The sequence below is a fragment of the Mycobacterium sp. NGS15 genome (assembly GCF_059813245.1).
In genome coordinates this window covers 645,945-658,469 of the sequence record NZ_JCALEF010000003.1, presented here as the reverse complement: position 1 = coordinate 658,469, position 12,525 = coordinate 645,945, and the positions used below count along the sequence as shown (strand labels likewise).

Sequence of the window (12,525 nt, the reverse complement as noted above, 5' to 3'; positions counted from 1 at the left end):
ACAAAACATAATTATCTTATGTATAGGAGCGGCGATGAGTACTGAAGTGTCATCGTTGGTGGATTTGGGCGGCGACCTGGCCGGGACTCATCGACGGACCGCAAGTAGTGGCGAGAGTGTCGATCCTGCTGTCGCCGAGGCGGATTTGGCGGCAATGCGCCGCGACGGTTATGTGATCTTGCCGGATCTGCTCACCGTCGACGAGCTGCTAGAGATCCGGGAAGCCGTCGCGCCATTACTGAATCTGCACGGCCGGAACGGGTTTGAAGGCCATACCACTCAGCGCGTGTACAGCGTGCTGAACAAGACGCGTGCTTGTGATCGCATCGCGGACCACCCGCGGGTTCTGGCCCTGCTGGATCGGCTTTTCCTGCCGAACTATCTGTTGTCGATGTTGCAGGTAATCAACATCCTGCCGGGTGAGCAGACGCAGATGCTGCACACCGACGACGGCTTCTATCCGATTCCACGTCCCCGTGCCGCTCTCGGTGCGGCGACGATCTGGGCGATCGACGACTTTACTGCCGACAACGGCGCCACCGATGTCATTGCAAAAAGCCACCTTTGGGGCGATCGTCGGCCGCAGGAGGCCGAGCGTGAACCCGTGGTGATGGCGGCGGGTTCCTGTGTGTTCTTCCCCGGCACGCTATGGCACGGCGGAGGAGCCAACCGATCCGGTGCCGCACGTCTGGCCCTGACAGCCCAGTACTGCGAGCCGTGGCTGCGTCCGCAGGAGGCCTTCACCTTGTCGACGACTCGCGATACCGTTCGAGCGGTGTCTGAGGACATTCGGCGGATGCTTGGGTACAGCATTCACCCGCCGTTTATCGGCCAGGTCGACGGTATGCATCCCAAACGACTGCTCGAACCGGGCGCGCAATCGCTCTAGAAGCGCCCACTGCGGCAACACCTGCCAACAGGGATACCGTTTCTGGCGTGATCGATTTTGCGCTGAGATCGTGTGGCCTGCGGGGTCATGCGACATTCGCTCCCGATGAACAGCCTCTTCGGGAACGCCTAAGAGTTGAGACGGCCGCGGGGGAGGCCTGGCGATGCTTACGGTGTGAGACGTTTGTGGTCGGCGAGCCACGGCATCGAGGACCGGCCGACACCGCACCTGAGATTCCACGCGGCCGGCTCCTGCGGGATCGGACTCTGATGCGGCTACTGGCCGTCGAGCGCGTATTCCGCGGTCTCGTCTTCGTCCTGCTTGCGGTCGGGGTAGTGAAGGTTCGTGGCTCGCGCGAACATCTCCAACAGGTTTTCGAGCGGGATCTACCGCTGATACGCCCCTTGGCCAATCAGCTCGGATGGAATCCGGACAATTCGAAAATCATCCGTCATATCGGCGAGGCGTTTTCGTTATCGTCTTCGGCACTTATGTGGGTGGCGGTGGGCCTGGCGGCATATGCGGCGATCGAGTTCATCGAGGCCTTCGGTCTGTGGCTGATGAAGCGCTGGGGTGAGTATTTTGCCGTCATCGCGACGAGCATCTTTTTGCCGCTGGAGATCTACGAGCTCATTGAAAAGCAAACCGTTCTCAGGGTTTTGGCGCTCCTGGTAAACATCGTGGCCGTGGTATGGCTGCTGTGGAGCAAGAGGCTATTCGGGCTCAATGGCGGCGGTAAGGCCTACGAGGATGAGCATCGCGCCGAGAGTCTGCTGAGTGTCGAGCGGGCGGCGCTGGCGGACAATCAGCACAGCCACTAGCAATCGTCGAGCAGCCGATCAACCCGTCAGGCCGTGGCTCGCCAGCCAGTCGTCGATGGTGATTGTGGCCGTTACCTCGTCGAGGTCCAGGACCACGCGAGTCTGCTCGTTGATCATGTGCACCGCACGTTCGCAGACGGCGATGGATTCGCGGCGCACAGCGGCATCGATCGCGTCGCTGATATCCGAGGGGAGATCTGCCGAGTCCTCGGTGAGGCGTTCGGCCGTACGTGTGGCAGTGGTGGCGATTTCACGCAACGTGCGCTGGGCATGGCGACGAATCTTCTCCACGTTGGCGACTCCGTGGGCCAAGGCGAGGTATTTCTGACGCGAGTCCGATTCGGGCGCGTGCTGCCGACCGAGCCGGTCGGCGGCCTCACGAATTCTGTCGGAATCATCGACGGCCTCAAAGGCGAGATAGAAGCCCGCGACGGCGCGTCCGACGGGCGTCGAGGTGTCGACGGCAGGAGAGGCGGGTCGTGCTGGACGCTGGGAAGGGGCAGACTCGGGCATCGAAGAGTCAACGAGCGACGGTAAGGCGCACCGCGGGACATCCATTCGTCCATACTGCCCGAAAAGTAGACGGAGTGTACAGAAGTTCGCTGGGAGAGGTGCCGCGCGACGGGGCTGTCAGCGTCTTTCGAATCGCTCTCGCAGCTGCGGGTCGCTCTCCCACCATAGTGTCGGTGTGGCCGGATCCCCAGTTGTCACGTTGCCCGGGTCGAGCGAATTCTGGTCGGCGCGGTCGAGTTCGGCGTCGATCCGCGCAGCCTGTGCCTTGTCGTCGGCAGATAAGGCACGCATGAGTAGCAGCAGGAAAGGTAGTCCAAGGACATCGCCCAAGATCCAGAGAATGCCCGCGCCAAAGGTCTGATCAGTTCGCAGATCCGGGCCCCAGGAGCGGTGCAGCGCCAGGTAGTAGGTTGATGCCACCAGCGGCCCCTGCCACAGCACCAGACCTAACACGCCGTCGCCGATGGTCTCGGCCACGCTGATCACCAGTGATATCAGCTGCGGGTATCTGTGAGGTACGGGATCTATCTGCAGGCGTGTGTAAAAGTACGCAAAACCGATCAGTACCAACACCGTTCGTGTCATCGCACCGAGCAAGCCATGAGTGAGCGATGCCGTGTACCACGGTGTCAGATACAGCAACCACGGTGTGGTCAACATGGCCACGGATGTCGTGAACGGGTGTGTGAGGGCCCGCGCGGCTGCCGACGATAGCGCTCGATCACATCTGGCCTGCTCGGCTGGCCGCAGTGCGTTACGCATAACGGTGATCGGCCGGCCAAGGGCTAGAAAGAACGGTACGACCAGTAGTAGCAAGACAACCTGCAGCGCCCGCATCCAGAACAGCACGTGTGCGTATAGGCCGACCACGCTCATGCATGCGAGGACCCAGCATCCGATACCGGCGAAGAAACAACTCGCCCCTACGCCACTGATGTCCACGTGGTGACGCCGCGCACGGGTCAGCGCCCAGCGGTATCCGATACCGAGGGAGATAGTGCAGAAAGCTGCTGACGCATCGAAATGCCATGCACACCAGACCATCACCCAGGTGAGCGGCTCCGTTGGCGAGAACATTTCAGGCCACGGGCTGAGGGGATCGGGTGGCCATCGGTGTCTCATTAAGGGTCGCGGCCGCGATTGTCACCACCGAGGTCGACAGCACCACTGCCGCCAAGACATCGACCAACCAGTGGTCTCCGAGATAGAGGCGACTGCCGGCCACCAACATCACCGCCACTGTTGCCGCCAGCAGGGCCGTCAAGCGTCGCCACCCGCTATGGCGGTAGGCGGCCACGACGGCCAGCACTCCGGCAAGAGCGGTAGTGCCCGTGACGTGTCCGGAGGGAAAGGACCAGCCGGTTTCCGCGACCAGCTGAGTGCTGCGAGGTGGACGGTGTTCTTCCACGGCCCATTTCGCCACCGCGGCGAGGAGGAATGCAGAGACGACGGCCGTGGCCACGGTTGCCGCAGTTCTCCATGAGCGGGTAAATCGCCAGATCATAAGTGTTGCGATAACCGTCGCAACGGACACCATTGTCGGGCTGCCGATGTCGGTGACGTCAACCGCGGCCGAGGTGAGCCAACGGTGCCGATGAATCACCAACCAGTCCAGCGTGCGGTGGTCGACGTTGGTGCCTGAGCCGTAATGGTGCGCTATCGCTGCCAGCGTCGCGAAAACTACGAACAACCCTGCCGCGAGACCCGCAGCGGTTCGCGCGTTCGTAGTTTCGGGTCGAAGCTTCCGCAGGTTGAGAGTCATCGTGTCCTTCTCGTCGATTCCGGGACCGACGAACGAGGCTAGATCGCCTGCCTGCGAATCTGCTGTCAGCGCTCAGTGGTCTTCATCCGCGATGCGCTGGTTGAGAGCGGCCGCCCGAATCGTCAAGTGGTTGCGTTCGGCGAGGTTGTGCGCCTGGGCGGCAGCGTCCGCATAGAGCTGCGCGGCCGTGGCGAGGTCGCCGGCGCGCTCGTGCAGATACGCCGACGATGCGGTGTAGCGGGGGAGAGCAGTGTCGAGCTGACCGAGTGCGGCGAGCCCGGCGCGTGGACCGTCCGCCTCGCCGACAGCGACCGCGCGATTAAGCCGCACAACGGGACTATCGGTGAGCCGGACCAGTTCGTCGTACCACTCGACGATCTGCACCCAGTCTGTCTCGGCGGCGGTCCGCGCATCGGCGTGCAGCGCCGCGATCGCGGCTTGCGCCTGATACTCGCCAAGCCGATCGCGGGCCAGCGCGGCCTGCAGCACGGCCACGCCCTCGGCGATCAGATCGCCTTGCCAGAGGCCGCGGTCTTGATCGCTGAGTGTGACGAGGCTGCCGTCGGCGCGGATGCGGGCCGGGCGCCTGGCGTGATGGAGCAGGAACAGGGCGAGCAGGCCGGCGACCTCTTCGTCGTCGGTGGTCGTGGCCAGCTGGCGGGCAAGCCGGATGGCTTCGGCGGCGAGGTCGACGTCGCCGCTGTATCCCTCGTTGAACACCAGGTACAGCACGCGGAGAACCGTGCCCAGGTCGCCGGGGCAATCCAGCCGAACGTCACTCACCGTTCGTTTGGCTCGCGAAATCCGTTGAGCCATCGTTGCTTCAGGCACAAGGTATGCCTGTGCGATCTGACGGGTGGTGAGGCCGCCGACCGCCCGCAGGGTCAGTGCGACGGCCGACGTAGGGGAGAGGCGCGGATGGGCGCACAGAAAATAGAGCTGCAGCGTGTCGTCCACGGACGCCGCCGGTCCTGGCGGCGGCTCGTCAGCGGCTCCATACTCGCGATTTCGCCGAGCGGTATCGGATCGCGAGAGATCGACGAAACACCGCCAGGCGGTGGTGATCAACCAGCCCTTGGGGTCGTCGGGTCGCCGCGATGGCCACGTCTGCACGGCCCGGATCAACGCCTCCTGCACGGCGTCCTCTGCGGTGGCGAAGTCCGCCCCACGACGCACGAGCGCCGCCAGGACACCGGGGATCAGGTCCCGCAGCTGGGCTTCGTCCACCGCAGCGTCGGCCATTAATCGAGTTCGCAGTGCGCGGCTGCCATGAACGGCCGAACCTCAAGCCATTCGTGGATCGGCTCGCCGCCCGCCCCGGGAGCGGCCGACAATTCTCCTGCGACCTCAATAGCACGCTCGTACGAGTCCACGTCGATGATCATCCAGCCCGCAATCAGATCCTTGGTCTCCGCGAACGGGCCGTCGGTCACCGGCGGTCTACCTTCGCCGCCGGAGCGGACCCATGCGCCTTCCGGTGTCAGAGCCTGGGCGTCGACGAATTCGCCGGTGCCTTCCAAACGGGCCGCAAGGTCGTTCATGTATTGAATGTGCGCCTGAACCTCGGCAGGCGTCCACTGATCCATCGGCACGCAATTGACGGCCGCGGGCGCACCGCGATAGTGCTTGAGCAGCAAGTACTTGGCCATAATGATCTCCCTTCGTCCGCGACCCTAGTTGGTCGCTCACCCCTGGGACGGAGCCATGGCGCCGTTCTCGACATCCGTGGCTGAGCTTTCTCGGATATGGCCCCAGAAACCTGGCCGCCGCAGTGGTGTCGCGGGCCAGGATGGCGTCGGCCGCAAGACGGCTATCTGCGACTAGCCGAAAAGGTGATTGAGGCTGCGGTCGATCTGCGGGTCGACGTGGCGTTCACGGAATAGTGTGCAGAACTGTTCGTGATCGGCGTTGTCCCAGTGGGGGTATGCGGCATGGCGGAAGCCTTCCAGGGCGGTATCTGGCGGCCAGCCGATGCGGTGTTCGCCGCGGTGGCGGGCGCGGACGGTGTTCCAGATTCTCCCGTATACATCAACTGCTTCGGCGTGTAACCCGTTGTGCCACAACCATACGCAGAGAGCGGCAGCCTTTGGTGTTGGGCGCAAGTATGGTTCCTGGTTGACGCGCAACCATGCGCCGATGTCGGTATAGAGTCCGTCGCCGTCGGGGTCATCGTCGGTCACCATGCGGGTGACTGCTGATGTTAGGTCGCTCCAGTTCAGCGGTTGGCGCTGCTGGTATTCGTCAAGCTCGATTCGGCTTGCTTGGTCATCGGCGAATAGCTGCACGAATTGGTTCCACACGTAGTCCACGGAGATTCCGGCAAAGGGCGGCAACGTCGGATCCAGCGGTGAGATTGTCGGCGCGGAATCCGTAGGTGTTAGGACTGTCGACGGGACCGGCGCGGCTGGGTGGAGTCGATTTTTAGTGGCCCAACGCCGAACTCTGTCCAGCCAGCCGCCATCGGCAGGTCGTTCATGCGAATCGCTTGGGGACACAAGGCCGTCCTTCCTGGCGGGCGAACCGTATTGCTTTGGTTTCAGTGGTTCTCAAAGCTGCCCGCCAACAAGACGGATGCTGGTGTCGCGCAGACGTTGTTGCAGTATGGGGTCTTTCGAGCCGGCTGGGACAGTGATGGTCTTCTTCTTCGGGCCAAAGAACCCGCCATTCATGGTGGCGGCAGCCGGATCGGTGGCCAGCCACACCGGCGTGATCGCCGCGACGGCCGGACTGAGCATGACGAACTTGCGCAGCAGTGGTTTGAGCCAGCGGTTGTCGACGGCCCTCAGCAGGAATCCGTTGGCCTCGTTTTGCCGGATATTGGTCTCCACCATGCCCGGCATCACCCCAGTGACTACGACGCCGGAGCTGGCGAGACGGGACGCGAGGTCCTGCGTCCACACGTCGTTGGCGGCCTGTGATTGGGCGAAGGTCTTGAAGGGGGACAGTTTCGGGATGCCCGGCAGGCTGTCGAAATCGAAGTCGAGCTTGTTCATGCCGGCGCCGGCGATATTGACGATGCGCGCGCGTCCCTTGGTCAGCGCCGGTAACAGCCGTTCGGTCAGTAGAAACCGCGCCAGGTAATTGATCGCAAAATTCTTCTCGATGCCGTCGTCGTTGAGTCCGTGACTCATCTCGAGGATTCCCGCGGAATGGACCAAGATGTCGATCTCGTCGGTGTCGGCGAGGATGGTGTCCGACAGAGCCCGTACCTGTGTGAGCACGCTCAAATCCGCGGCCACAAACTGCACATCGCCGTGGGCGCGCAATTCGGCTTCCGCTGCGGTGCCCTTGGCCTGGTTGCGGCCCACGATCCAGACCCGCTTTCCGCTGCCGGCTAACCCGCGGGCAACTTCTTTGCCGATGCCGTCGGTGCCGCCGGTCACTATCGACAGCGGCCCGTACCCAGTGCTGCTCGCGGGTGTGTTCATGTCGATTCCTTGCCCTCTCGTGCTATCAGGCGGGTTAAACAGGCTTTTTGTACTCCGAAGCCGATATCTCTCAGTAAGCGGTGATATTTCCTCCGGATATTGGTAAGGTAGCACAAACGGTGAGAATCTCTCCGTTTCATATATTTTGGATGGAGGCCGGTGCTGTGAGTGAGGCCACAGCAAAGCGTCCGCAGCGGGCTGATGCGGTGCGTAATCGTGCGCGCCTTTTAGGGGCTGCGAATGAGGTGTTTGCCGAACGTGGTCTGCGCGTAACCCTCGATGATGTCGCGCACCACGCTGGAGTCGGCGTTGGGACTGTCTACCGCCACTTTGCGGGCAAGGACGAGTTGATCAACGCGGTGTTTGAACTGAACTTCGCCGCCATGGCCGAGGCCGCGGAAAAGGCCACCACGGGCGAGGAACCCTGGCAGGCGCTGGTCGAGTATTTCGAATTCGCATGCGAACGGATGGCTGGCAGCCGCGGCATGACCGAGGTCCTGAACCGCGGTGGATGCGCCCAGGTCGAGGCCCAGCACCTGCGCATCGAGGCCGCCCTCGCCATGCTTGTCCAGCGTGCCCACAGCAGTGGCGCGTTGCGGCCTGACGCACACCCTGACGACTTCTTCGGCGTTATCTTCAGCGTGGGCGCGCTCGCCGACGTCACCCGCCAGGTCAACCCCGACGCCTGGCGCCGTCACCTGGCGCTGCTGCTAGACGGCCTCAACAACGACCAGCGTCCCCGCCGGCCCTTACCGGGTGCTGCCAGCGCGATCCACGAATTCGATTAATGCAATGGCCGGGCCAAATATGAACAGGTACAACGTCTTACGACCACTAATGCGCATCATGAATCCACTGATCGGGAAGGTGGAGGGCCGCACGGCTCTGGAGACCGTGGGACGCACTTCCGGACTTCCACGCGTCACGCCGGTGGGGGGACGCAAAGACGGCAACACCTTCTGGATGGTGTCCGAGTTCGGCGATCAATCGGCATACGTTAAGAACATTCGAGCCAACCCGAGCGTGCGACTGCGCTTCAAGAAGCGATGGCACACCGGGACGGCACACCTTCTTCCGGACGATGACCCCGTCGCCAGGCTCAAAAGCCTTCCGAGAATCAACAGTGCAGCAGTCAAATTCAGTGGCACCAACCTGCTGACTATCCGCATCGACCTGTCCGAGGAGTAGCCGAGGGGCCCACGGGCGCGGTACGAAGACTGTTGACGGCAGATGTTAAAAGAGCTGCAGAGCAATAGCATTCATGACTATGTGGCTTCGGTTTACGGATCTGGGATGCGCATGATCGGTGCCCGGGCGTTCGACATGGGGCGGTACGGCGAGGCAGCTGAAAATGATTACTCCGGTTGTGCTGTCGATTGTTAATCTCGTCGGCATGACGCGGATATCGCTGCTGTTGATTGGGTTGGCCTGCCGAGGCTGGCAGGTGATCGGGTGGTGCTGAAGCCGCTAGTGCCCGAGGACAGTGCTGCTCTTGCCGCAGCAGTTGACCGTCCGGATGCTTTCGAGTGGACCGTAGTGCCCGCTGACGTCGATTCGGCGCATGAGTACATCGCTGCCGCGTTAAATACCCCTGACCGGCTGGCTTTTTCGGTTACTGATTGCCGATCGTCGCGAATTGTGGGGACCACCAGCTTCTATGACATCAATCCTCGGCATCGCTCGGTGGCGATCGGGGCCACCTACTACTCGGCGAGCAACCATGGAGATGGCACCAATCCGGAGGCCAAGTACTTGCTGCTGCGGTATGCCTTTGAGCAGCTCAACGCGATCCGCGTGGTGTTTCACACCCACGAACAGAACCTCCAATCGCGAGCAGCGATTCTCAAACTCGGCGCCACATTCGAGGGCCTGCTCCGTAAGCAGTATCCGCGTCCAGATGGGACATGGCGGACGACGGCGCAGTACTCCCTGGTCGATGACGACTGGCCCGATGTCAAAGCATCTCTGCTGGAACGAATTTAGCGGTACTAGCCAAGAGTTGGTTGCCTCGTCACGTCAGGCGGGAGCCGGTCCAAGTTCTGATTGGATGCCACCGCGGAACTGCGTTGGACAGGCCGCCATCCTTCGCCCGGCACAGCCGTCAACGATCAATACGTGGCCGACGGCTATTCCCCGCAGCAGCACAGGTATCGGCACCCATCGGCGTGGTCTCATCCGCCCACAGAGAAGCGGGGGGTTGGCACGATCCGGGTCGAGATCGATATCGTCATGCGCGCGCTCATCGCCGCCGGATATCAAAAGGGTTGTGCGGTAGGCAACTTCATTAATATTACGTCACAGTGACGTAATGCCTGTGAACGGGCGGGGAGGGCAGAGTGATGGGGTAGTGCCGTTCTTGTGGCGGTTATGCGATTGCGCAGCTTTGGTTTACGGATCGGGATGCGTATGGAGGGATGAGTCGCGCGAATTGTCGAAGGCGATTGGGACCGTGGGAAAGTTGCGTTGACATCCTTCGCAATGAGCCGTCATGTCACGCCTGTTCCGAATTAGATGAGCACCAAGGGATCTCGATTGAGCGGCGGGGGCGCAGGCGGTAATGCTGCTCGCCGACCGGGCGAGGCGGGGCCAGCCTCCACACCCTCATATCGTCACTGTGACGATATGAGGGTGTGGAGCTGGATGGTCCGAAGGGGTATCCGAATCGCGAAACATGCCGCGCCCGAGGAGTTTTGGATGTTGGCGTCGGGCGGTTGGCCCAGTGAGTCTTTATGTACGGGTGTTCGCTCGGTGGGTCGGCGTCCGCGCCTAGTTGATGAGTGGCCGCGTGGGGTCGCGACCAAGCGCGGAGGTGCGGCCCAGAAAGGCGCAGATGGTGGCTCTTCGTCGTTGATCCTGCGCATAACTAACGCCGATAAGACACATTATGTCAGTTAAACTACTGCATATCGCATCCAGATGAATCCTCACCCGCCTACCTGCCGGCCACCGCTCGTCCCATCGTCTTCGGCTGCGGTGCAGGGCTTTCTGCCCGCCGTGCCTACGGTGTGGACTCGCGTCGCTTGCGGCGACGCCAACTGTGCACCGTCAGTTCCGCGACGCGTCGCAAGCCAGATATTTCTGTCGGTGGGCTCGTCACCAAGGATATCCGGCCAGCAGACTCTCCAAAGTCGTCACCGCTCCATTGCGGCACAGCGCGGCGATAGCAAGGGCGACATCCACGCTAGTTACAAAACGGGCCGGTTGCACCAAATAATTACTTAACGCCCTGCAACGCAATGTTTTTGGTCGTGCTCCGGATCGGTAAGCATCGTGTCGACACAGGTTGCCCCTTCAAATGAATCCCGGTGGCCGCATGGACGGTGAAGGAGTGGTTAGGGTAGCGAGCATGACTGTGAACGACCGGCTCGCTGAGCTTTCCCAGCGGATCACCGCGCTGACGGGGCAAACCATCAGCCGCGAGCAGGTGATGGCAGTGGCTGAGCAGGCCTTCAAGCAGCAGATCGATCTCGACGACGATGGCCAGCTGCGCACGCTCGTAGCAGAGCTCGCTGCACCGCTGGCTGCCGGTGGGCCCGCAGTGCCGGGCATACAGTCGGGTCGGCCTGCTGAATCGGAGAACGCTGCCTCGACCTTGCCGGCACCCACACCTTCGGCCGCGGCGTCCGGGAACCGCCGGATGCGAAGGGCGGTAGTCGCAGCTGTCGCAGTACTAGTGATCGCGGGGGGCGCCACCGCCTACTACGTGATCCGACGCGCCTCGAACCACTGCGACACTACGGTTGCCGCCGCCGACGGGGTTGCCCACCTGAGCCTTGAGTTCACCGGTCTCGCAGATCAGAACCTGCCCGCGCTCAAGGAGCGTCTATCCCCTGAGGTTTACACACAGTCCGAACAGGCATTCCGCTCCGTCAGCACCATTCCGGGCGCAGATCGATACGTCTCGCATATCGCCGAGCTGACCAGCAAGCAGGTCGAGTGCTCCGGTACCAACGCTCGCGTTGAGTCACAGATCGCCTGGTCGGTAACGACACCTAGAAACCCTGCACCGCAGACCACGCACGGGACCTGGGCCACCACTCTCGAGTACCAGAAGAACCGGTGGATCGTCACCAAGGTTGAGTACGCGTCTAAGCACTGATGTGGCCGGTCCTGGCCGATTTCGCCGCCGGCAGGCCATTCTGCCCGTGTCCAGGCCGTTGTCCTGGTTTCGGCTTATCCGGTTCCGGAAGTCGCCGACCACCGGAGTTGGTTCGGCGGTGGTCCGCTCTCCGGTCCGCGTCGAATAGTGCCAAATCGAATATGCAAGGATTACTAGCATATCTGGGTGTTAGTTCACCCGATCAATCGCTCCGGCCGCCCCGATAACAACCCACCGCGAGACGCCCACCCCCGCGCGCCGGACGGTTGACGGCGTTTCTCCCCCGTCGCAACTCAACTGAATCGCAGGTACTCGTTGTAGCTTGCTCGCTGCCGCTCGAGTCACGGGACGGCCGCCGGGGCCGGTTGACAGCCACGCCTCAGCGGAAAAAAGGTTCAACCGTGCCACTGAGCTTGACGACCATAGGATTTCCGCGGCGATCCTTCGCGGTTGGGACTTCAACACGCACCCAACCCTCGGCCACGTTGTATTCGTGAACATTGGTTTTCTCGACGCCATTAAAGCGAATACCCACGTCGCGGCGAAGCGCCTCTTCGCTATAGAAGGCGCTGCGCGGATCGATGGAGAGGTGATTCGGTGGAACGTCTGTGTTCTGATCCTCGGACATGATGGCCTTCGTTGAATGCTGCGTTAGGTGCTCGGATTGTTCTCAAAGAATCTACGCGACCCTGCAGTGGCGGGCTGCGCCTAGGTCTTGGAGGGCCGTTCTAGCTCTTCCCAAGATGTTCGCGTCGACCCGGTCGCGCGAGGCTGCCAACCCGGGCCGCTCCCCTGCCGCCTTCTGATGAATTCCGCACGTTCGTATCGGCAGGAATGCGACGGAGCCGAATATGGCGGCCCAGTGTCAACGGCAATTGAAATTGATCAGGAATCGACGGCTGAAAATTGGCCACCCCCCGTTGCTGTGAGCGCTGGTTTAGGCCGTCAGGTAGTGGTGTCGCCGATGGCGTGCGGTTCGTGTGTAGCAGCGCCCTGATGGCCTCTCATTGTCA

The 12,525-nt window shown here is 62.1% G+C and carries 14 protein-coding genes; 6 read left to right on the top strand and 8 right to left on the bottom strand.

The annotated features are described in order from the left end of the window. Positions 1-34: 34 nt before the first annotated feature. Positions 35-889, top strand: coding sequence for a phytanoyl-CoA dioxygenase family protein (locus AC5Y5C_RS10960; RefSeq protein ID WP_499971720.1), 855 nt, complete (start codon positions 35-37; stop codon positions 887-889). Between the two features lie 47 nt (positions 890-936). Further along, positions 937-1,710, top strand: a complete 774-nt coding sequence (locus AC5Y5C_RS10955; RefSeq protein ID WP_499971718.1) for a DUF2127 domain-containing protein — start codon at positions 937-939, stop codon at positions 1,708-1,710. A gap of 18 nt (positions 1,711-1,728) precedes the next feature. On the opposite strand, the gene AC5Y5C_RS10950 is transcribed toward AC5Y5C_RS10955, so the two are convergent. The 7 genes from AC5Y5C_RS10950 to AC5Y5C_RS10920 form a co-directional block, all read right to left on the bottom strand. Continuing rightward, positions 1,729-2,223 carry a hypothetical protein gene (locus AC5Y5C_RS10950; RefSeq protein WP_499971716.1) on the bottom strand — a complete coding sequence of 165 codons (495 nt, stop codon included), beginning with the start codon at positions 2,221-2,223 and terminating at the stop codon, positions 1,729-1,731. A gap of 117 nt (positions 2,224-2,340) precedes the next feature. Then, complete coding sequence (locus AC5Y5C_RS10945; protein ID WP_499971714.1) at positions 2,341-3,300, bottom strand: cytochrome c oxidase assembly protein; 960 nt, start codon at positions 3,298-3,300, stop codon at positions 2,341-2,343. Between the two features lies 1 nt (position 3,301). Next, positions 3,302-3,985, bottom strand: a complete 684-nt coding sequence (locus AC5Y5C_RS10940; RefSeq protein WP_499971712.1) for a phosphatase PAP2 family protein — start codon at positions 3,983-3,985, stop codon at positions 3,302-3,304. A gap of 72 nt (positions 3,986-4,057) precedes the next feature. Continuing rightward, entirely contained in the window at positions 4,058-5,227 is a 1,170-nt protein-coding gene (locus tag AC5Y5C_RS10935) for an RNA polymerase sigma factor (RefSeq protein ID WP_499971710.1), read from the bottom strand. After that, positions 5,227-5,634, bottom strand: a complete 408-nt coding sequence (locus AC5Y5C_RS10930; protein ID WP_499971708.1) for a YciI family protein — start codon at positions 5,632-5,634, stop codon at positions 5,227-5,229. Before AC5Y5C_RS10930 ends, AC5Y5C_RS10935 begins: the two co-directional genes overlap by 1 nt. A gap of 171 nt (positions 5,635-5,805) precedes the next feature. Further along, positions 5,806-6,294 carry a hypothetical protein gene (locus AC5Y5C_RS10925; protein WP_499971706.1) on the bottom strand — a complete coding sequence of 163 codons (489 nt, stop codon included), beginning with the start codon at positions 6,292-6,294 and terminating at the stop codon, positions 5,806-5,808. Positions 6,295-6,531: 237 nt separating this feature from the next. Then, complete coding sequence (locus AC5Y5C_RS10920) at positions 6,532-7,413, bottom strand: SDR family NAD(P)-dependent oxidoreductase (RefSeq protein WP_499971704.1); 882 nt, start codon at positions 7,411-7,413, stop codon at positions 6,532-6,534. 164 nt (positions 7,414-7,577) lie between these two features. Here AC5Y5C_RS10920 and AC5Y5C_RS10915 point away from each other — a divergent pair, with 164 nt between their 5' ends. The 4 genes from AC5Y5C_RS10915 (at position 7,578) to AC5Y5C_RS10900 (ending at position 11,512) form a co-directional block, all read left to right on the top strand. After that, on the top strand, positions 7,578-8,201 hold the full coding sequence (locus AC5Y5C_RS10915) for a TetR/AcrR family transcriptional regulator (RefSeq protein WP_499971702.1): 624 nt from the start codon (positions 7,578-7,580) through the stop codon (positions 8,199-8,201). Positions 8,202-8,250: 49 nt separating this feature from the next. After that, positions 8,251-8,601 (top strand): nitroreductase/quinone reductase family protein, encoded by a 351-nt coding sequence (locus tag AC5Y5C_RS10910; protein ID WP_499971700.1) that lies wholly within the window; start codon positions 8,251-8,253, stop codon positions 8,599-8,601. Between the two features lie 267 nt (positions 8,602-8,868). Further along, positions 8,869-9,396 (top strand): GNAT family N-acetyltransferase, encoded by a 528-nt coding sequence (locus AC5Y5C_RS10905; RefSeq protein WP_499971698.1) that lies wholly within the window; start codon positions 8,869-8,871, stop codon positions 9,394-9,396. 1,363 nt (positions 9,397-10,759) lie between these two features. Next, complete coding sequence (locus AC5Y5C_RS10900) at positions 10,760-11,512, top strand: hypothetical protein (RefSeq protein ID WP_499971696.1); 753 nt, start codon at positions 10,760-10,762, stop codon at positions 11,510-11,512. Positions 11,513-11,891: 379 nt separating this feature from the next. Here the strand turns inward: AC5Y5C_RS10900 and AC5Y5C_RS10895 are convergent, their stop codons facing one another. Further along, positions 11,892-12,140, bottom strand: coding sequence for a DUF3297 family protein (locus AC5Y5C_RS10895; protein ID WP_499971694.1), 249 nt, complete (start codon positions 12,138-12,140; stop codon positions 11,892-11,894). Positions 12,141-12,525 lie beyond the last annotated feature (385 nt).

What these genes read in the sequence shown, in the direction of transcription:
- AC5Y5C_RS10960 (WP_499971720.1), top strand. Translation starts at nt 35, where the DNA reads ATGAGTACTGAAGTGTCATCGTTGGTGGATTTGGGCGGCGACCTGGCC.
- AC5Y5C_RS10950 (WP_499971716.1), bottom strand. Translation starts at nt 2,223, where the DNA reads ATGCCCGAGTCTGCCCCTTCCCAGCGTCCAGCACGACCCGCCTCTCCT.
- AC5Y5C_RS10945 (WP_499971714.1), bottom strand. Translation starts at nt 3,300, where the DNA reads ATGTTCTCGCCAACGGAGCCGCTCACCTGGGTGATGGTCTGGTGTGCA.
- AC5Y5C_RS10940 (WP_499971712.1), bottom strand. Translation starts at nt 3,985, where the DNA reads ATGACTCTCAACCTGCGGAAGCTTCGACCCGAAACTACGAACGCGCGA.
- AC5Y5C_RS10935 (WP_499971710.1), bottom strand. Translation starts at nt 5,227, where the DNA reads ATGGCCGACGCTGCGGTGGACGAAGCCCAGCTGCGGGACCTGATCCCC.
- AC5Y5C_RS10930 (WP_499971708.1), bottom strand. Translation starts at nt 5,634, where the DNA reads ATGGCCAAGTACTTGCTGCTCAAGCACTATCGCGGTGCGCCCGCGGCC.
- AC5Y5C_RS10920 (WP_499971704.1), bottom strand. Translation starts at nt 7,413, where the DNA reads ATGAACACACCCGCGAGCAGCACTGGGTACGGGCCGCTGTCGATAGTG.
- AC5Y5C_RS10910 (WP_499971700.1), top strand. Translation starts at nt 8,251, where the DNA reads ATGCGCATCATGAATCCACTGATCGGGAAGGTGGAGGGCCGCACGGCT.
- AC5Y5C_RS10900 (WP_499971696.1), top strand. Translation starts at nt 10,760, where the DNA reads ATGACTGTGAACGACCGGCTCGCTGAGCTTTCCCAGCGGATCACCGCG.
- AC5Y5C_RS10895 (WP_499971694.1), bottom strand. Translation starts at nt 12,140, where the DNA reads ATGTCCGAGGATCAGAACACAGACGTTCCACCGAATCACCTCTCCATC.